The sequence below is a fragment of the Deferrisoma camini S3R1 genome (assembly GCF_000526155.1).
Lineage (GTDB): Bacteria > Desulfobacterota > Deferrisomatia > Deferrisomatales > Deferrisomataceae > Deferrisoma > Deferrisoma camini.
The window spans coordinates 3,119,316-3,137,454 of the sequence record NZ_JAFN01000001.1; the positions used below are offsets into that span (position 1 = coordinate 3,119,316).

Here is an 18,139-nt window from a genome sequence, read left to right on the forward strand (position 1 = left end):
ACGCCGTTGAGCACCCCGCGCCCCTTGAAGTCCCTTTCGGACCGCCTGAACCGTTGGATCGACCGGATCCGTCCCTCGGAACACACGGCCACCCTCTACATGGCGGTGGCCGTGGGGCTGCTGGCCGGCGCGGGCAACGTGGGCTACCGCTACCTGATCCACCTGGTGCACCAGGGGGTGTTCGAAACCGGGTGGCAGGTGCTCGGGCTCGACTACGGGTTTCCCCTGCTTCTCCTTCTGCCGCTGCTCCCCATGACGGGAGCGGCCCTCCTGATCCCCCTGGACATGCTGTTCCCGGGCGAGGTGCGGGGCTACGGGCTGCCCCGGTTCCTGGAGACCGTGAACCTCAAGGGCGCGGTGTTCCGGGCCCGGACCCTGGTGGTCAAGTCCCTGGCCTCGGCCATCACCATCGGCACCGGGGGCTCAGCCGGGACCGAGGGCCCGATCGCCCAGATCGGGGGCACCCTGGGCTCGCTGGTGGGCCAGGTGCTGCGCGTGGGCCAGGAACGGATGCGCACCCTGGTGGCCTGCGGGGTGGCCGGCGGAATCGCGGGGACATTCAACGCCCCGATCGCCGGGGTGTTCTTCGCCCACGAGATCGTGCTGCTGCGCAACTTCGACGCCACCAGCTTCACCCCCATCGTCATCAGCTCGGGCCTGGGGGCTCTGGTCACCCGGATGACCGAGGGCAACCGGCCGGCCTTCGAGGTGCCCCGCCACTACGTGCTGCGCAGCCCCTGGGAGATCGTGTTCTACTTCCTGCTGGGGGTGGTGGTGGCCCTGGCCGCGGTGGCGTTCATCCGCAGCTTCTACGACCTCACCGACCGGTTCGGCCGGTGGAAGGCCCCCGACCGCCTCAAACCCCTGGTGGGCGCGGCCCTCACCGGCGTGATCGGCATCGCCCTGCCCCAGGTCCTGGGGGACGGCTACGAACACATCGAACAGGCCCTGGCCGGCCAGATCGGGGGATGGCTCCTCCTGAGCCTGGCCCTGGCCAAGATCCTGGCCACCGGCCTGACCCTGGGCAGCGGCAACGCCGGCGGGGTGTTCGCCCCGAGCCTGTTCATCGGGGCCGCCCTGGGGGGCGCCTTCGGCAGCCTCGTCCACACCCTGTTCCCCAACCTGGCGGCCGGCCCCGGCGCCTACGCCCTGGTGGGCATGGGAGGATTCCTGGCCGCGGCCACCCACGCACCCATGACCGCCATGTTCCTGATCTTCGAGATGACCGGCGAGTACTCGGTGATCCTGCCCATCATGTTCTCGTGCGTCATCGGGTACACGGTGTGCCGGTACTTCGAGCGGGAGTCCATCGACACGCTGGAGCTGGCCCGGCGGGGCATCCACCTGGAGGAGGGGCGCGAGGTGGGGCTGCTGGAGTCGATCCGGGCCGGCGACATCATGAACCCCGACGTGGAGGTGATCCACGAGGGCACGCCCCTGCGGCGGCTGCTCGCGGTGATCCCCTCGTCCCGCCACGTGACGTTTCCCCTGGTGGACAGCGAAAACCGGCTGACCGGGATCCTGAGCCTCCAGGATCTCCGGGAGGTGGCCTACGAGGAGGGGCTGGAGGACCTGATCGTGGCCAAGGAGCTCGGCACCCCCAACGTGATCACCATCTTCCCCGACGAGAACCTGCGCCACGCCCTGGCCAAGATCGGATACCGCAACATCGAGCACCTGCCCGTGGTCAGCCGGGACGACCCCCGCAGGGTGATCGGCATGCTGTCGCGGCGTGACATCCTGGCCGCCTACAACAAGGCCCTGATCGACCGCAGTTTCCGGGGGGATGCCGCGTGACCCGCGGCCCCGCCCTGGAGGACCTCCGGGCCCGCCTCAACCCGGCCCAGTGGGAGGCGGTCACCCACACCGACGGCCCCCTGCTGATCCTGGCCGGAGCCGGAAGCGGCAAGACCCGGGTCCTCACCTACCGCATCGCCTACCTGATCGGAGCGGCCGGGGTCTCCCCCCGGGAGATCCTGGCGGTCACCTTCACCAACAAGGCGGCCCGGGAGATGATCCGCCGGGTCGAGGCCCTGCTGGGCACGGACTCGGCCGGGGTCTGGATCGGCACGTTCCACGGCATCTGCCTGCGCATCCTGCGGGCCCACGGTCACCTTCTGGCGGTGGGCCCGGACTTCACCATCTACGACACCGACGACCAGCGCAGGCTGGCCAAGGCCGTGGTGGAGGAGATGGGGCTGGACCCCCGTCGGGTGTCCCCCGGCAAGCTCCTGCACCGGGTCGGACGATGGAAGGACGAGGGGGTCCCGGCCGATCGGGTGCCGGACGAGGTGGAGGAGGACGTCCGGGAGTTCTACCGGCGCTACCAGGACAGGCTCCGGGAGGCCCGGGCCATGGACTTCGGCGACCTGCTCCTGGAGACCCTGCTCCTGTTCGAGGCCCACCCGGACCTGGCCGATCACTACCGCCGCCGGTTCCGCCACGTGCTGATCGACGAGTTCCAGGACACCAACCGGGTCCAGTACCGGCTGGCGGTGCACCTGGCACGGCTCCACGGCAACCTGTGCGTGGTGGGGGACGACGACCAGTCGATCTACGCCTGGCGCGGGGCCGACGTGCGCAACATCCTCTCGTTCGAGGAGGACTTCCCCGGCGCCCGGGTCGTGAAGCTCGAGCAGAACTACCGCAGCACCCAGGCCATCCTGGACGCGGCGTGGTCCGTGGTGAGCCGCAACCGCCACCGCCACCCGAAACGCCTGTGGACCGACCGCAACGACGGGGACCCGGTGGTGGTCCACGAGGCCCGCACCGAGGAGGAGGAGGCGGCCTGGGTGGCCGACACCATCGCGGAGCTCCGGCGCCAGGGGATGCCCCTGGGCGAGATCGCCGTGCTCTACCGGGTCCACGCACTGTCGCGGCCCCTGGAGGAGGCCCTGCTGACCCGGGCGATCCCCTACGTGGTCTACGGCGGCTTGCGGTTCTACGACCGCAAGGAGGTCAAGGACGCGCTGGCGTACCTGCGGCTGGTGCTCAACCCCGACGATCCCATGGCGTTCCGCCGGGTGGTCAACGTGCCGCCCCGGGGCATCGGGGCGTCCACGGTCGCGGCCGTGGAGGAGCTGGCCCGCCGGGAGGGGCTCGGGCTCCACCGGGCCGCCCAGGAGGCCGTGACCGGGGGACGCCTGAGGACCCGGCAGGCCCGCTCCCTGGGGACCTTCCTGGGCCTTTTGGACGGGTGGCGCCGGCTCCTGGGCACCGTGCCCCTCCGGGAGCTCCTCCTTCGGATCCTGGAGGACTCGGGCTACCTCGAGAGCCTGCCGAGGCTCGACCCCCGCGAGGCCCGGGAACGCCGGGAGAACCTCCAGGAGCTCCTGAACGCGGCCGAAACCTTCGAGCGCGAGGAGGGGGGCGACCCCAAGGCGTTCCTCGACCGGGCCGCGCTGGTGTCCGACCAGGACCTGGGGCCGGACCGGGCCGAGGTGGTGACCCTGATGACCCTCCACGCCGCCAAGGGGCTGGAGTACCGGGTGGTGTTCCTCACCGGCCTCGAGGAGGGGGTGCTCCCCCACCAGTTCAGCATGTGGGAGGACGGGGAGGTGGAGGAGGAGCGCCGGCTCTGCTACGTGGGCATGACCCGGGCCAAGGACCGGCTGTTCCTCTCCCGGGCCCGGATCCGGACCCTGTACGGCCGCGACGGCGGCATCCGGGAGCCCAGCCGGTTCCTGGGCGACCTGCCGGCCGGCGTGTTCCGCAGGGTGGAACCCGAGCCGGCCTCCCCCTGGCCCCCCCAGCAGGCCCCTGCCCCGGCCGACGCCCCCCCGGCCGACGGCGGCCGCTACATCCAGCCCGAGCCCGGCGCGGTGGCGTTCCGGGCCGGCATGCGGGTCCGCCACCCCACCTACGGCCCCGGCCGGATCGTCCGGGTCCAGGGCCGCGGCCCCGCCACCAAGCTGGTGGTCCGGTTCGCCGGCGCCACCCGCAAGCTGCTCGCTTGGATGAGCGACATCGAGGTGGCGGCCGAGGACCTCTGACCGCTGGCCAGGAACTTCGGTCGTCGGTCTACGGTCAACGGTCGTCAGTCGGGGCCCTCGGCCCGCCAGGCGGCTCTCGAACCGCGCCGAAGCTAGGCGGCATGGAGGCTGGTGGGGCGCCGCGCACGGCCGGAAGCAGGCCCCATGCCCCGCCGCCGGCAATGGCCCCCGGACCAACGGGAGTTCCCCTTCCCCGGTGCCCGGCTCCGCTGGGGCCTGACGAGACTTCCGAAAAATCCAGCCCGGATTTGCAATACAACATCGTTTTGTGCAAGAAGTGGGGACTCCCCGAGTTCTGTTCCGGAAAGGAGGTCCCCATGACGCCACCCCAACCCGTCGAAACCATCCCCGCCCCCGCCACCCGTCTGGTGACCCGGTTGGACCGGGTTCCGGGTCTGTCGCCGGAGGACCGCCGGAGGATCGCGCCGGTGGCCAAGAGGTTCCGGTTCCAGGCCCCTTCCTACTACCTTTCCCGCATCCGGTGGGACGATCCGGCGGATCCGCTTCGCCGCATCGTCGTGCCCGATCCCGGCGAGGACGACGCGGCCGGGCGGCTCGATCCTTCCAACGAAAGGGCGAACACGGTGCTCCCCGGCCTCCAGCACAAGTACCGGGACACCGTGGTGGTGCTGCTCACCGACCGGTGCGCCGGCCTGTGCCGGTACTGCTTCCGGAAGCGGCTGTTCATGCAGGACGAGAGGGAGTGTCTGCAGGACGTCGGCGCCGCGGTGGCGTACGTGGCGCGCCACCCCGAGGTCACCGACGTGCTGCTGACCGGGGGGGACCCGCTGACCCTTCCCACCGAGCGCCTCGCGGCCGCGGCCCTGGCGTTCGCGTCGGTGCCCCACGTGCGCACGATCCGCCTGGGCTCCAAGACCCCCGCCTACAACCCCCCGCGGGTGCTCGAGGATCCGGCCGTTCCCGACCTGGTGCGGGCCCTGCGGGCCCGGGGCAAGGCCGTGGCCCTCATGAGCCATTTCGATCACCCGGCCGAGCTGGGCCCCGAGGCCCGGCGATGCATCGCGGCGTTTCAGGAGGCCGGGGCCCAGGTGTTCAACCAGTGCCCCCTGGTCCGCGGGGTCAACGACGACCCCTCGGTGCTGGCCGAGCTGTACCGGGAGCTGGTCGGCCTGGGGGTCACCCCGTACTACCTCTTCCAGATGCGACCCGCCGTGGGAAACCGGGTGTACGCCGTGCCGATCGTGGAGGGGTGGCAGATCCTGAGCCGGGCCCGGCGCCGGCTCTCGGGCCTGGCCCGCCGGGTCCGCTACGCCATGAGCCACTCCACCGGCAAGGTGGAGATCCTGGGGGTGGACGACCGGTCGATCTACGCCCGCTACCACCGGGCCCGGGCTCCGGAGGACGAGGACCGGGTGCTGGTGCTGCCCCGGGACGACCGGGCCCTGTGGCTGGACGAGCTGTGGCACCAGGAGGAGCCGCCCGAGGACGACGCCGCGGCCGCGTGACCGGCTTGGCCTTCGGCCCGCTGGAGGGCTAGGAGGCTAGCATTCAGGGGTCAGAATTCAGGCGACAGAAGACAGAACGCAAAGCCACCGTGGCCGAGGCGACGTCGCGGGACCACGCCCCGTCCACTGACCCCTGCCCTCTGACCCCTGATCTCCGACACCGTGAGGTGACGCCAACGAGGCGGGGCATGGGGCCTGCTTCCGGCCGGGCGCGAGTGCGGCATCCGATCGCCGCGCCTTCGCATGCCGTTGCCGGAGCAGCCTGTTCGGGCGGCGACAGCGGAGGGGCCTGGAATTCGACAAAGCTACAGATGTTCGGGGGGCGCGGCGAGCCAAGGAGCCGCGCCCGGCTCTCCAGCAGGCCCCATGCCCCCCGGACCGTGAGGTGACGCCAAAAAGGCGTGGCTATGCTTGAAACGCTGGGAGATCACGGAGGTTTTTTAAGCGTTCTAGCCTCCCAGCCTCCTAGCCGAAATTACTGGGAGGCGGGGCGGTCCTCGGGCTCCACCACCTCGAACCCACCGGCCGGCAGGGTCCGCTCCAGCCGGCGGCGGGCGCCCAGCAGGTTCTCGTGGGGCTTCATCACGAGGCACGGCTTTCCGTTCCGGCCGGTTTCCACCGGCTCGGCCGAGGGCTCGATGCCCGCGAACACCCGCACGGACTCGGCCCACCTCTTGTTGGGCCGGAACCCGAACCGTCGGGCGAACTCGATGGCCTGCTCCACGATCGCCCGGGCCAGGGAGGGGTCGCAGGGTTCGAACTCCACCTCGTCGTGGAAGATCTCGGGCTTGATGCTCTGCTGGTACTCGTCCGGGTCCAGGTCGGGGAGCACCGCCGTGTCCTTGAGCCCCATGCACCACAGGTCCACGTAGTACCCGCCCACAAGCAGGCGCCCGTTCTCGCGACGCCTCGCGAGAAGGATGTGGGCCGACCCCCTGTCGCGCCAACCCCGGCTGATCACGCACTCCTCCACGGGCAGCTCGCCGGCCTTGGCCAGGAGCCGCCCCAGGCTCGACTGGGATCGGGCGGCCTCCCTGCGCGCCCGCTCCCTGCGCTTTTTCTCCTCGCGTTCCTTCCGCTTCTTCTCCAAAGCCCTCTGGCGGCGTCGCTGCGCGGAACTCATGCCACTTCTCACTCCTTTTCTTGGGCCTTCGGCCCGCTGGGACGCTAGGAGGCTGGGAGGCCGAAAACAGACCCCCTGCCCCCGGGCACGGGCGCGTCACGCTATCGGGACCGGGCCGGCGGCGTCAAGCCCCAACCCCGGGGTCCGGGCCGGGCTCGGCCGATCAATTTCTCGCCCCCCCTTGCGGGGCCGGAGCCGCCTTTGCTAGTCTCGCTCCGTTCCGGGCCGGTTGTCCTCCGGCTCCTTCCCCCCTGCTTCCCCGTTTCCGCTGGGATCGTGTATCCGCCACCGTCGGATCGGGGTGAGCGTTATCCACACTTGTGGATAACCCTGTGGATACCAAGCCCCCATGGAACAGATCTGGCGATCCGTCCTGAGCGACCTGGAGTCCTCGCTGCCCACCCAGACGTTCCAGACCTGGATCCGCCCGATCCGTCCCCTGCGTCTGGACGGAAACGAGCTCCTGGTGGAGGTTCCCAGCAAGTTCTTCGCCGACTGGCTCCAGGACCACGACTACCTCAGCCTGATCGAGCGCTCCGCCACGGGCCACGCCGGCCGCCCGGTGCAGGTGCGCTGCGTCCCCTCGAAGCAGGAAAAGGCCTATGTGCGCCCGTCGAAGAAGGAGTCGACGGCCCCGCCGGGGTGGCAGGAACGGGCGCGGCGCATCGGCCTGAACCCCAAGTACACGTTCGAGGCCTTCGTGGTGGGCAGCTCCAACCAGTTCGCCCACGCGGCCAGCCTGGCCGTGGCCGAACGGTCCACGCGGACCTACAACCCCCTGTTCATCTACGGCGGCGTGGGGCTCGGAAAGACCCATCTTCTCAACGCCATCGGAAACTTTCGGCTCGCCAACGATCCCAACGCCAAGGTCTGCTACGTCCACAGCGAGAGCTTCGTCAACGAGATGATCCAGGCCCTCGCCCACAACCGGATGCCCGAGTTCCGGGAGAAGTACCGGAAGATGGACATCCTGCTGATGGACGACATCCAGTTCATCGCGGGCAAGGAACGCACCCAGGAGGAGTTCTTCCACACCTTCAACACGCTCTACGAGAACCACCGCAACATCGTGGTGACGAGCGACAAGTTCCCCAAGGAGATCCCCGGCCTGGCCGACCGGCTGCGCTCCCGGTTCGAGTGGGGCCTGATCGCCGACATCCAGCCCCCGGACGTGGAGACCAAGGTGGCCATTCTCCAGAAGAAGGCCGAGCTGGAGTCGATCTTCCTGCCCCTGGACGTGGCCCATTTCCTGGCGTCCCACTGCCCCTCGAACATCCGGGAGCTCGAGGGGTCGCTGATCACCATCATGGCGTTTGCGAGCCTCACCAAGGCCGAGCTCACGGTGGATCTGGCCAAGAGCGTGCTGCGGGGCATGATCCGCGAGAACTCGCAGAAGGTCACGGTCGACCGCATCGTCAAGGCGGTGGCCCAGCACTACCACCTGACCGCGGCCGATCTCCGGGGCAAGCGCCGAACCAAGGCCGTGGCCCTGCCCCGGCAGATCGCCATGTACCTGGCCCGGGAGCTCACCGACTGCTCGTTCCCCGAGATCGGCCAGAAGATCGGGGGCCGCGACCATTCCACCGTGATGTACGCCTGCGAGAAGATCTCGAAGGCCCTGGAGGCGGATGCGGATCTGCGAGCCGAGGTGGAATCGATCCGACGGAAGATCTCTGGATGACCTGGGGATCACCCGGGGGACAACCCTGGGGATAACCTGTGGGCGAAACCGATGACCTCGGGTCCTGTGGATAAACCCGGGGTTATCCACAAAGTCATCCACAGCGGAAACCCGCCGGACCGGCGCCTGGTTTTCACCTTATCCACAAAATCCACAGGCCCTATGACTTACGAATAAAGAAAAAAAAACCATCACCCCTAGGAGGAGCCATGATCGTCCACATCGACAAGGACGCCGCCGTTCCGGTGCTGGCCCAAGCGATCTCCGTGCTGGAGCGCAAGACCACCCGGGAGATCCTGGAACACATCCTCCTCGAGGCCCAGGGAGACGTGCTCGAGGTTCGGTCCACGGACCTCAAGATCAGCCTCGTCCAAAGCCTGCCCTGTCAGGTCCAGGTGCCTGGGTCGCTCGCGGCCCCCGGCCGAAAGCTCTACGAGATCGTCCGGGAGCTCCCCACGGGCACGGCCACCCTCGAGCTCGAGGAGAACGGCTGGCTCCACATCACGGCCGCGAAGACCAGCTTCCGGATCCCCACGGAGCGGCCCGACGAGTTCCCGGAGTTCCCGGTGGAGCCCGGCGAGTTCTCCCGGTTTCCCGCGCCGTCCTTCGTGACCATGCTGGAGAAGACGCTGTTCTCGGCCTCCAACGACGAGACCCGACCGACCCTGTGCGGCGTGTACCTCCATTCCCACGAGGACCCGGACACCGGCTCCCACACCCTGCGCATGGTGTCCACCGACGGCCACCGGCTGACCATCATGGACCAGCCGACCCCGGTGGGCCTGCACATGTTCCAAGACGGGCTGATCCTCCCGAAGAAAGGGCTCGCCAGCCTGAAGTCCCTGATCGAGGAGGCCGGGGAGGAGTTCGAGATCGCCCAGTCCGGCGGAAAGATCTTCTGCAGGATCCCCAACGCCCAGATGTGCCTGACACCGATCGACGGATCGTTCCCCCGCTACCAGGACGTCATCCCAGCCGACCCCAGGAACCGCGTCACCGTGGCCAAGGAGGCCTTCGCCGACGCCCTGCGGCGGGTCTCGCTGATGACCGACCCCGACACCCACAGCGTCATCCTCGACGCCGCCCAGGGCCGCGTGCTGCTGACCTCCATGAACACCCGCACCGGCGACAGCCGCGAGGAGATCGAGGCCACGCTCGAAGGCGAGCCGCTGCGCATCGCCTTCAACGCGTCGTACTTCCTGGACGCCCTGCGTCACCTCAGCGGCCCGGAGGTTCGCATCGAGATCGACCAGCCCCTGGCACCCTGTCTGATCCGCTCGGACGAGGACCCCGGCTACCTCTGCGTGGTGATGCCGATCCGCATCGACTGACGATGCGCATCCGCCGGCTGAGGGTCGCCGGGTTCCGGAACCTGGAGTCCCTCGACCTGGAACCCGAGGCCCGGGTGTGCGTGGTCCACGGCGCCAACGGACAGGGAAAGACGAACCTCCTCGAGGCCATCCGGTTCGCGTCGTGCCTCCAAAGTTTCCGTACCCGTCAGACCTCCGATCTGGTACAATTCGGCGGTTCTGGGTTCTTCGTCCAGGTGGGGGTCGAGGACCCGAACGGCCTGCGGGATCTGCGAGCGTCGTGGCGGGCGGGAACCCGGACGGTGGCCGTGGACGGTACCCGTCCCGCAACCATCCAGGAGTACCTGAGCGTCCTTCCCACCGTGGTGTTCTCTCCGGCCGACGCCGGGCTGGGCCACGGTGACCGGGAGGCCGGCCGCAGGTACGTGGACGGGGCCTCGTTCTTCCACGACCCCCTCCACGTCAGCCGGATCCGGCGGTACCGCCAGACCCTGCGCCAGCTCAACGCGGCGTTGCGGGGGAACACGGCCGACCTGCCCGCCTGGGAGCAGCGGATGGCCGAGGCGGCCGATCCCGTGCACCAGGCCCGCGCCCGCACGCTCCGGCAGATCGCCCCCACGGTGAAGTCTTTGTACCGGGCGATCTCCGGGGACCGGGAGGAGCTGGCGCTCAGCCTGGAGGCCCCGTACCTCGAGGAGGACGAGAGGGGCGCTCTCGGGTACCGGGAGGCCCTGCTCCGGGTCCTGCGGGCCCGAAGGGACGAGGACCGCCGCCGGGGGTTCACCGGCGCCGGCCCCCACCGGGATCGGCTGGTTCTGCGGCTCGACGGCAGGCCCCTGGAGCGCCACGGCTCCCAGGGGCAGCGGCGCACCGTCGGCCTGGCCTTGAAGCTGGCCCTCCTGGAGTGGGGGTGCACGAACCTGGGTCAGCCCCCCGTGTTGCTTCTGGACGACCCCGGCTCGGAGCTGGACCCCCAGCGGTTGGCGGCGCTGGGATCGTTCGTGGATCGATGGCACGGCCAGGTGTGGATCGCCACCACCGGGCCGGATGTGGTCCCGCTGGCCGGGGGGCGGGACGTCGCGTTCTACCGCATGGAGAAGGGAGCCGTTCACGCTCGGTGATCGGCCCGCAGCGCAGGGAAACCATGGAAGAGAACCTGAAGCGAATCGAAGACCTGTACACGGCCGACAGCATCAAGGTGCTCGAGGGGCTCGAGGCCGTTCGCAAGCGGCCGGCCATGTACATCGGGTCCACCGGGTCCATGGGGCTCCATCACCTGGTCTACGAGGTGGTGGACAACTCCATCGACGAGGCCCTGGCTGGTCACTGCGACCAGATCCGGGTGGTGATCCACGTGGACAACAGCATCCGGGTGGAGGACAACGGCCGCGGCATCCCGGTGGACGTGCACAAGGACACCGGAAAGGCGGCGGCCGAGCTGGTGCTCACCACCCTGCACGCCGGCGGCAAGTTCGACAACAAGACCTACCGGGTCTCGGGCGGGCTGCACGGGGTGGGGGTGTCGGTGGTGAACGCCCTGTCGGAGTTCCTCGAGGTGGAGATCCGGCGGGAAGGCAAGGTCTACCACCAGAGCTACGAACGGGGGGTGCCGAAGGAGCCGCTGACCGTCGTCGGGACCACGACCCGCCGCGGAACCACCGTCCACTTCAAGCCCGACCCCGAGATCTTCACCGAGACCGAGTACTCCTACGACATCCTCGCCACCCGGCTGCGGGAGCTCGCGTTCCTCAACCCGGGCATCCGGATCGTTCTAGAGGACGAGCGAACAGACAAAAAGCAGGAGTTCTGTTACGAAGGGGGCATCCGGTCGTTCGTGGAGCACCTGAACCGCTCGGTGACCCCCATCCACGAGGCGATCTTCTTCTCCGGCAGGAACGACGACGTCATCGTGGAGATCTCGATCCAGTACAACGACGGATACAAGGAGCGGCTGTTCAGCTTCGTGAACAACATCAACACCCGCGAGGGCGGCACCCACGTCACCGGGTTCCGGGCCGCCCTGACCCGCACCCTCAACCACTACGGCCGCACCAACAACCTGCTCAAGGACGTGAAGAGCGGGCTCACCGGCGACGACGTGAGGGCGGGGCTGACCGCGGTGATCTCCGTGAAGATCCCGGACCCCCAGTTCGAGGGCCAGACCAAGACCAAGCTGGGGAACTCCGAGGTCCGGGGCCTGGTGGAGAACGTCTGCAACGAGCAGCTTTCGCGGTTCTTCGAGGAGAACCCCTCGGTCGCCCGGAAGATCATCGACAAGTGCGTGCGCGAGGCCCTGGCCCGGGAGGCGGCGCGCAAGGCCAAGGAGCTGACCCGGCGGAAGAACGCGCTGGACTCGGCGAGCCTGCCGGGAAAGCTCGCCGACTGCCAGGAGAAGGACCCGTCGCGCAGCGAGCTCTACATCGTCGAGGGAGACAGCGCGGGCGGCTCGGCCAAGCAGGGACGGGACCGCAGGTTCCAGGCGATCCTTCCCTTGAAGGGGAAGATCCTGAACGTGGAGAAGGCCCGGCCCGAGAAGATGCTCTCCAACAAGGAGATCGCCGCCCTGGTCACCGCGATCGGTGCCGGCATCCACGACGACTTCGATCCGGAACGGGCCCGGTACCACAACATCATCATCATGACCGACGCCGACGTGGACGGCAGCCACATCCGCACGCTGCTCCTCACGTTTTTCTACCGAATGATGCCGGATCTGATCGAGAGGGGCTACCTGTACCTGGCCCAACCCCCCCTGTACCGGGTGGCCAAGGGCAAGCAGGAGCGCTACCTCCACGACGAGGAGGAGCTCCAGCGCTTCCTGGTGGAGGAGGCGGTGGGCGACCACGCCGTCCGGATCGAGAAGACCGGCCGGGTGTACTCGGGAAGCCACCTGCGGGATCTTCTGCTGCGGATCTTCGAGTTTCGGTTCTACCTGGAGCGGCTGGCCAAGAGGGGGTTCGAACGCGACGCCCTGCGGGTGCTGTTGAACGCGGGGCTCAGGAGCGAGGAGGCGTTGCGCTCGGAGGAGTCGTTCGAGCCCTATCGCCGGGCCCTGGAGGCCAAGGGGTACGAGGTCGCCTCCGACGGGTTCGACGAGGAGCACAGCCTCTGCCGGTTCCGGGCCGTGCGCAAGGTGAACGGCCGCCGCAGCGTGTGCCCGATCCACCGGGACCTGCTGGAGTCCGCGGACTACCGGGGGCTGTACCGCGTGAACGAGACCCTCGGCGACATGCGCGAGCCGCCGTTCGCGATCCTCCGGAAGAACGGCGAGGAGCAGGGGCGCGTGGTGGTCCGGTCAAAGCAGGACCTGCTGGACGTGCTGATCGAACGGGCCCGGCGGTCGTTCACCATCCAGCGCTACAAGGGCCTCGGCGAGATGAACCCCCAGCAGCTGTGGGAGACCACCATGGACCCGGCCCGACGCACCCTGCTTCAGGTCAAGCTGGAGGACGCCGTGGCCGCCGAGGAGATCTTCAGCGTGCTGATGGGAGACGCGGTGGACCCCCGCCGCGAGTTCATCCGCAGCCACGCCCTGGAGGTCCGGAACCTGGACGTGTGACGGGGGGAGCTTCGGTCGAGGGTCCTCCGGTCAACGGTCAACGGTCGTCGGTCTTGGGCCCTGGTGTCTCGAGGTTCTGCTCCGACCCCCGGAACGCGGCCCGCAGCTCCTCGGCCACCTCCTCGGGAGCCCGCAGCACCATGGGCTCGTGCTCGATCACGTCGAAGTGGATGTCGCTGCAGGCGGCCGGAGGAAAAACGGCCCGGGGAACCAGCCGGACCTGGCACCGGAACCGGCGGTCGCCCTCGGGCAGCCCCATCAGGGCCAGATTGAAGCTCCACAGCCCCTGGGACGCCAGGTATCGAAACAGGGTGAGTAACGGCCCGATCAACCCATCGTAGTCCTGCGCGTCCAGGTCGGCCAGGTCCGACTTGGCCCGGTGCACCCCCACCCACTCGAAGAACCGGCCCTGGGGCGCCGGGTCCACGAAGAACCGCCACGGGCCGTGCTCTCCCAGCCACCGCTTGCCGGCCTCGCGCTCCGCGCGCACGACCTCCTCCCATGGGTTGTCCCCCGGCGGGACCTGGAGCGAATCGGCCCCCTCCGCCAGGCGACGAAGCCGGGTGGGGGGGATGGCGGTGGCCATCAGCTGGTGGTGGGGGTGCAGGATGCTGGAGCCGGCCGGGGGCATGTAGTTCCAGTGGAGCAGCCGCACGGGAAGGTCCGGCCGGCTGCGGCGGGTCCGGTCGAAGAAGATCCGGGCCGCGGCAAAGGCGTCGGACAGCACCGCCGGAGAGAGCTGCTCGATCCCCACGAAGTGCTCCCGGGTGAGCACCGACACGGCGCACACCCCGGAGTAGGCGAGCAGGTTGGGGAACACCCGCACCTCCCCGACCCGGATCCGGGGCTCGCCCAGGTCCCCCGGCGAGAACGAGGGGGTCTGGGCCTCCACGGCCTCGGGGCAGAAGGGGCAGTGTTCCCGGGTGTGCCCGTACTCGGCCACCAGGTCCGGGATCCGAAGGGGCCGATGGGGCGGGGTCAGCACCCGAACCGTGTCGCCGGTGAGCGGGTGGATGCGCACCTGCACGGTTCGCTCCACCGACCTGCCGTCGGGAAGCACCATGCGGGCCCTCTCCTCGCGGATCTCCACCCGATAGCTCACGGCCGGCCCTCCTTGCGGGCGGCCTTCTTCTCCACGGCCCGCAGGAATGGCTCCTGGTCGATCACGAACCGCACGTGGCGGGCCGTGCCGATCTGCTCGAGCTCGTCGAAGCACTCCACCTCGAACACGTACTTGCGGCCCTCCTTCTCCACCAGCCGGGCCACCGCCCGCACCTTCCAGCCCAAGGGGGTGGGTTTCGTGTGCCGAAGCTCGACGAACCCGCCCACGCTCATCTGGCCGGGGCCCAGGTCCGGCTCCATCAGCCGGGCCGCGGCCGCCTCCACCGCGCCCACCAGGAACGGGGTGGCGAACACCGGGGGAGAGCTGTCCTGGAACCGATGGGCCCCCATGTCCGGGGTTGTGGTCATCTCGTAGGTGAAGGTGTCGCCGATGCTCACGTTCGCGCTCGCCATGGACGTCCTCCTGCAACCGGGGAACCGAGGGCAACTTGGTACCCATCCCAACGAAAGTATGGTGCGAGACTCGCGCCCGGCCGGAGCCAGACCCCCACCCCGCACTCCGGCAATACTTTTGGCATCCGCACCGCATCGAGATCGCGCGGATGCCGCAGTGTCGATCTTACCCATCGACGCGGCCGTTGACTACTCCACGGAGCCCCAACGCAGGGAAGCCCCTCCAGGCCCCTGCGGGGCCCTACAACGGAGAAGGGTAACGTGCGTTGGTCCGGGGCCATTGCCGGCGGCGGGGCATGGGGCCTGCTTCCGGCCGCGCGCGAAGCCGGGCATTGAGATTCGCCGCGCAGGCACGGGGCAGCGGCGGTGGTTTCATGACCGTTCGGTGGGGCCCGAACGAACTCACGGTGCGGAACGTTGGAGGCGCTGCGCGGCGAGCTAAGGAGCCGCGCGCGGCTCTCCGGCAGACCCCATGCCCTCCGAAGGCCTTGGCGTCGGGGCTCAGGAGCGGCCTGGCCGCCTAGCTGCCTAGCCGCCCGGCAGGCCGAAGGCCCGAGACCGACGACCGAAGTTAAACGAAGGCCTCGGCAGATTTTTGTTGCAAGTGAGTTGCAATAGTGTTAAAACCCCCAGGGTCGGATCCGTTCGAGGAGGAGCCATGCCTGGTCGTTGTCACTCGTCTGCCGCGCCCCAAGCCGATCCGTCCCTGCGGAAGATCGTGCTGGTGGGCAACCCCAATGTGGGTAAGAGCGCGCTGTTCAACCGGATCACCGGCACCTACGTGGTGGTGTCGAACTACCCGGGCACCACGGTGGAGGTGTCGCGGGGAAGGCTGCGTCTGGGGTCCACGGACGTGGAGGTGGAGGACACCCCGGGCATGTACAGCCTGCTGCCCATCACCGAGGAGGAGAGGGTGGCCCGGGACATCCTCCTGGAGTCCCACGCCGACGCGGTGCTCCACGTGGTGGACGCCAAGAACCTGAAGCGCATGCTGCCCATGACCCTCCAGCTGATCGAGGCCGGCCTGCCGGTGGTCCTGGTTCTCAACATGATCGACGAGGCCGAGCGGCTGGGGGTGCGGATCGACACGGATCGGCTCGCCCGGTCCCTGGGGGTGCCGGTGGCCACCACGGCCGCCCTCACCGGACGGGGGGTGAAGGAGCTGATCGCTCGTCTCGGCGAGGCGGGAAGGGGCCGGACCCTTCCGGAGATCTACTACGGCCCCGAGGTGGAGGCCGCCCTCGCCCGGGTGGAGCCCCTGGTCCCGGCCCGGGCCGGCCTCTGCCCCCGGGCCCTGGCCCTGCTGCTCCTCCAGGGTGACGAGCGGCTGGAGGAGACCCTGGGGCTGTCGGCCGCGGACGTGGAGCGGGTGGCCGAGGCCCGCAGTGAGGTGGAGCGCAGGGCCGGAGCCCCGGCGAGCCTGCTGATCCCCGAGCGCCTCCACGACGAGGCCGCCCGCCTCGCGGACGAGGTGTTCCGGGCGCCGGAGGCCGGGCGGGTGACCTGGGCGGAGCGGTTGAGCAAGTGGATGATGCACCCCGTGACCGGTCTGCCGATCCTGGCGGTGGTGCTCTACTACGGGCTGTACAAGTTCGTGGGGGGGTTCGGGGCGGGGACGGTGGTGGACTTCCTGGAAGGGCACGTGTTCGAGACCTATGTGAACCCCTGGGTCAACGACGCGGTGACCCGATGGATCCCGTGGCCGTGGCTCCAGGAGCTGATCGGGCTGGACTACGGGGTGGTGACCCTGGGGCTTCGCTACGCGGTGGCGATCATCCTTCCGATCGTGGGCACGTTCTTCATCGCCTTCTCGATCATCGAGGACTCCGGCTACCTGCCCCGGTTGGCCATGCTGGTGGATCGGCTGTTCAAGGCGATCGGGCTGAACGGCCGGGCGGTCATCCCCATGACCCTCGGGTTCGGGTGCGACACCATGGCTACCATGGTGACCCGTACCCTGGAGACCACCCGGGAGCGGATCATCGCCACGGTCCTGCTGGCCCTGGCCATTCCTTGCAGCGCCCAGCTGGGGGTGATCCTGGGCATGATGTCGGCCGAGCCCCGGGCCATGGCGGTGTGGGCGGCGTTCGTCATAGGGGTGTTCCTCCTGATCGGGTGGCTCACGGCCCGGATCCTCCCCGGGGAGCCTCCGATGTTCTACATGGAGATCCCTCCCCTTCGCCTGCCGCGGCCCGGAGCCGTGGCGGTGAAGACCCTGACCCGCATGCAGTGGTACTTTGCCGAGATCCTGCCCCTGTTCCTGCTGGCCAGCGTGCTGATCTGGCTCGGCAAGATCACCGGCCTGTTCGACGCGGCGGTGTCCGGCCTGGGCGTGGTGATGAGGTGGATCGGGCTGCCCAAGGAGGCGGCCGTGGCGTTCCTGTTCGGGTTCTTCCGGCGCGACTACGGGGCCGCCGGTCTGTACGACCTGCAGTCCCGGGGGCTGCTGACCGGAAACCAGCTGGCCGTGGCCGCGATCACCCTGACCCTGTTCGTGCCGTGCATCGCCCAGTTCCTGGTGATGCAGAAGGAGCGGGGCACCAAGACGGCGCTGGCCATCGCCGGGTTCGTGTTCACGTTCGCCTTCGGGGTGGGCGCCCTGGTGAACGTCGTCTTGACGGCCTTGGGGGTGAAGCTATGAAGTGTGATTTCTGTGGTAGGTGGTTCTCCGAGGACGAGGCGCGCAAGGAGTGTCGGGGCTGCGCGGTGTTCGGAGGCTGCAAGAACGTGAAATGCCCCTACTGCGGGTACGAGATGCCCCGGGAGGCGGGGTGGGTCCGTTGGCTCCGCACCCGCAAGGAGAAGCGGTCATGAAGTTGGACGAGCGGGCGGAGGAGGCTCTGGAGACCCTGTGGGAGACCTTGGAGGAGGGCAAGCCCCGGAGCACCATGCCGAGCGGCGAGGATCTCCAGGCCCTGGCGGACCTGGGGTTGGTCACCGGGCAGGGGGAGTCGGTGGGGTTCACCGACCGGGGTAGGGAGGAGGCCCGCCAGGTGATCCGGCGGCACCGGTTGGCCGAGCGGCTGATGAACGACGTGGTGGACACGGCCCGGGCCGACATGGAGGCAGCGGCGTGCCAGATGGAGCACGCCCTGAGGCCCGGGGTGGAGGAGAGGGTGTGCGAGCTCCTCGGTCACCCCGAGACCTGCCCCCACGGTCGGCCGATCCCTCCGGGGCCGTGCTGCGAGAGGGCGCGGGCCGAAGGCGAGCGCTACGTAGCACCCCTGGCCCACCTGCGGCCCGGCGAGGAGGGTACGGTCGCCTACCTGCGCACCCAAGACTCCAAGAAGCTCCAAAAGCTCATGGCCATGGGCGTACGGCCCGGCAGCCGGCTGCAGGTGGAGCAGGCGTACCCCGCCTACGTGTTCACGGTGGGGTTCAGCCGGTTCGCGGTGGACGCGGACATGGCCGGCCTGATCATGGTGCGCCGGGACGGGGAGCCGCCGCCCCGACGGCGCCGGAGGCGGTGGGGGTTCCGGTTCGGGGGGTGATG

Annotated in this window: 13 protein-coding genes; 10 read left to right on the forward strand and 3 right to left on the reverse strand. The window is 69.2% G+C overall.

Features of this window, described 5'->3' with window-relative positions:
* Positions 1-6: 6 nt before the first annotated feature.
* From DEFCA_RS0113780 to DEFCA_RS0113790, 3 genes are all read left to right on the forward strand, one after another.
* Entirely contained in the window at positions 7-1,797 is a 1,791-nt protein-coding gene (locus tag DEFCA_RS0113780; protein WP_029734096.1) for a chloride channel protein, read from the forward strand.
* Positions 1,794-3,992 carry an ATP-dependent helicase gene (locus DEFCA_RS0113785; RefSeq protein WP_051463256.1) on the forward strand — a complete coding sequence of 733 codons (2,199 nt, stop codon included), beginning with the start codon at positions 1,794-1,796 and terminating at the stop codon, positions 3,990-3,992. The genes DEFCA_RS0113780 and DEFCA_RS0113785 overlap by 4 nt, the downstream gene beginning before the upstream one ends.
* Positions 3,993-4,309: 317 nt before the next feature.
* Complete coding sequence (locus tag DEFCA_RS0113790; protein ID WP_025323603.1) at positions 4,310-5,458, forward strand: KamA family radical SAM protein; 1,149 nt, start codon at positions 4,310-4,312, stop codon at positions 5,456-5,458.
* A 475-nt stretch (positions 5,459-5,933) separates the two neighbouring features.
* Here the strand turns inward: DEFCA_RS0113790 and DEFCA_RS0113795 are convergent, their stop codons facing one another.
* Positions 5,934-6,581: a hypothetical protein gene (locus tag DEFCA_RS0113795; protein ID WP_025323604.1), complete on the reverse strand. Its 648-nt coding sequence runs from the start codon at positions 6,579-6,581 to the stop codon at positions 5,934-5,936.
* Positions 6,582-6,930: 349 nt separating this feature from the next.
* Here DEFCA_RS0113795 and dnaA point away from each other — a divergent pair, with 349 nt between their 5' ends.
* The 4 genes from dnaA to gyrB all read left to right on the forward strand — a co-directional run bounded on the left by dnaA (position 6,931) and on the right by gyrB (position 13,131).
* Entirely contained in the window at positions 6,931-8,262 is a 1,332-nt protein-coding gene (gene dnaA, locus DEFCA_RS0113800; RefSeq protein ID WP_025323605.1) for a chromosomal replication initiator protein DnaA, read from the forward strand.
* A gap of 209 nt (positions 8,263-8,471) precedes the next feature.
* A complete protein-coding gene (gene dnaN / locus DEFCA_RS0113805) occupies positions 8,472-9,593 on the forward strand; it encodes a DNA polymerase III subunit beta (protein ID WP_025323606.1) in 1,122 nt (373 codons plus the stop codon).
* A 2-nt stretch (positions 9,594-9,595) separates the two neighbouring features.
* Positions 9,596-10,693 carry a DNA replication/repair protein RecF gene (recF, locus tag DEFCA_RS0113810; RefSeq protein WP_025323607.1) on the forward strand — a complete coding sequence of 366 codons (1,098 nt, stop codon included), beginning with the start codon at positions 9,596-9,598 and terminating at the stop codon, positions 10,691-10,693.
* Positions 10,694-10,716: 23 nt separating this feature from the next.
* Complete coding sequence (gene gyrB / locus DEFCA_RS0113815; RefSeq protein WP_025323608.1) at positions 10,717-13,131, forward strand: DNA topoisomerase (ATP-hydrolyzing) subunit B; 2,415 nt, start codon at positions 10,717-10,719, stop codon at positions 13,129-13,131.
* A 37-nt stretch (positions 13,132-13,168) separates the two neighbouring features.
* Here gyrB and DEFCA_RS0113820 read toward each other — a convergent pair whose 3' ends face one another.
* Both DEFCA_RS0113820 and DEFCA_RS19650 read right to left on the reverse strand, forming a co-directional pair.
* Positions 13,169-14,233, reverse strand: a complete 1,065-nt coding sequence (locus tag DEFCA_RS0113820) for a hypothetical protein (RefSeq protein ID WP_025323609.1) — start codon at positions 14,231-14,233, stop codon at positions 13,169-13,171.
* A complete protein-coding gene (locus DEFCA_RS19650) occupies positions 14,230-14,646 on the reverse strand; it encodes a thioesterase family protein (RefSeq protein WP_025323610.1) in 417 nt (138 codons plus the stop codon). Before DEFCA_RS19650 ends, DEFCA_RS0113820 begins: the two co-directional genes overlap by 4 nt.
* A 658-nt stretch (positions 14,647-15,304) precedes the next feature.
* Between DEFCA_RS19650 and feoB the strand changes: the two genes are divergently transcribed.
* The 3 genes from feoB to DEFCA_RS0113840 are packed head-to-tail and all read left to right on the forward strand — an operon-like array spanning position 15,305 to position 18,137.
* The gene (feoB, locus tag DEFCA_RS0113830) at positions 15,305-17,287 is read left to right on the forward strand and encodes a ferrous iron transport protein B (protein WP_025323611.1); all 1,983 of its coding nucleotides are present in this window, start codon (positions 15,305-15,307) and stop codon (positions 17,285-17,287) included.
* On the forward strand, positions 17,284-17,460 hold the full coding sequence (locus DEFCA_RS22335) for a hypothetical protein (protein ID WP_169709586.1): 177 nt from the start codon (positions 17,284-17,286) through the stop codon (positions 17,458-17,460). Before feoB ends, DEFCA_RS22335 begins: the two co-directional genes overlap by 4 nt.
* Positions 17,457-18,137: a metal-dependent transcriptional regulator gene (locus DEFCA_RS0113840; RefSeq protein ID WP_025323612.1), complete on the forward strand. Its 681-nt coding sequence runs from the start codon at positions 17,457-17,459 to the stop codon at positions 18,135-18,137. Before DEFCA_RS22335 ends, DEFCA_RS0113840 begins: the two co-directional genes overlap by 4 nt.
* Positions 18,138-18,139 lie beyond the last annotated feature (2 nt).

What these genes read in the sequence shown, in the direction of transcription:
- DEFCA_RS0113790 (WP_025323603.1), top strand. Translation starts at nt 4,310, where the DNA reads ATGACGCCACCCCAACCCGTCGAAACCATCCCCGCCCCCGCCACCCGT.
- DEFCA_RS0113795 (WP_025323604.1), bottom strand. Translation starts at nt 6,581, where the DNA reads ATGAGTTCCGCGCAGCGACGCCGCCAGAGGGCTTTGGAGAAGAAGCGG.
- dnaA (WP_025323605.1), top strand. Translation starts at nt 6,931, where the DNA reads ATGGAACAGATCTGGCGATCCGTCCTGAGCGACCTGGAGTCCTCGCTG.
- dnaN (WP_025323606.1), top strand. Translation starts at nt 8,472, where the DNA reads ATGATCGTCCACATCGACAAGGACGCCGCCGTTCCGGTGCTGGCCCAA.
- recF (WP_025323607.1), top strand. Translation starts at nt 9,596, where the DNA reads ATGCGCATCCGCCGGCTGAGGGTCGCCGGGTTCCGGAACCTGGAGTCC.
- gyrB (WP_025323608.1), top strand. Translation starts at nt 10,717, where the DNA reads ATGGAAGAGAACCTGAAGCGAATCGAAGACCTGTACACGGCCGACAGC.
- DEFCA_RS19650 (WP_025323610.1), bottom strand. Translation starts at nt 14,646, where the DNA reads ATGGCGAGCGCGAACGTGAGCATCGGCGACACCTTCACCTACGAGATG.
- feoB (WP_025323611.1), top strand. Translation starts at nt 15,305, where the DNA reads ATGCCTGGTCGTTGTCACTCGTCTGCCGCGCCCCAAGCCGATCCGTCC.
- DEFCA_RS22335 (WP_169709586.1), top strand. Translation starts at nt 17,284, where the DNA reads ATGAAGTGTGATTTCTGTGGTAGGTGGTTCTCCGAGGACGAGGCGCGC.
- DEFCA_RS0113840 (WP_025323612.1), top strand. Translation starts at nt 17,457, where the DNA reads ATGAAGTTGGACGAGCGGGCGGAGGAGGCTCTGGAGACCCTGTGGGAG.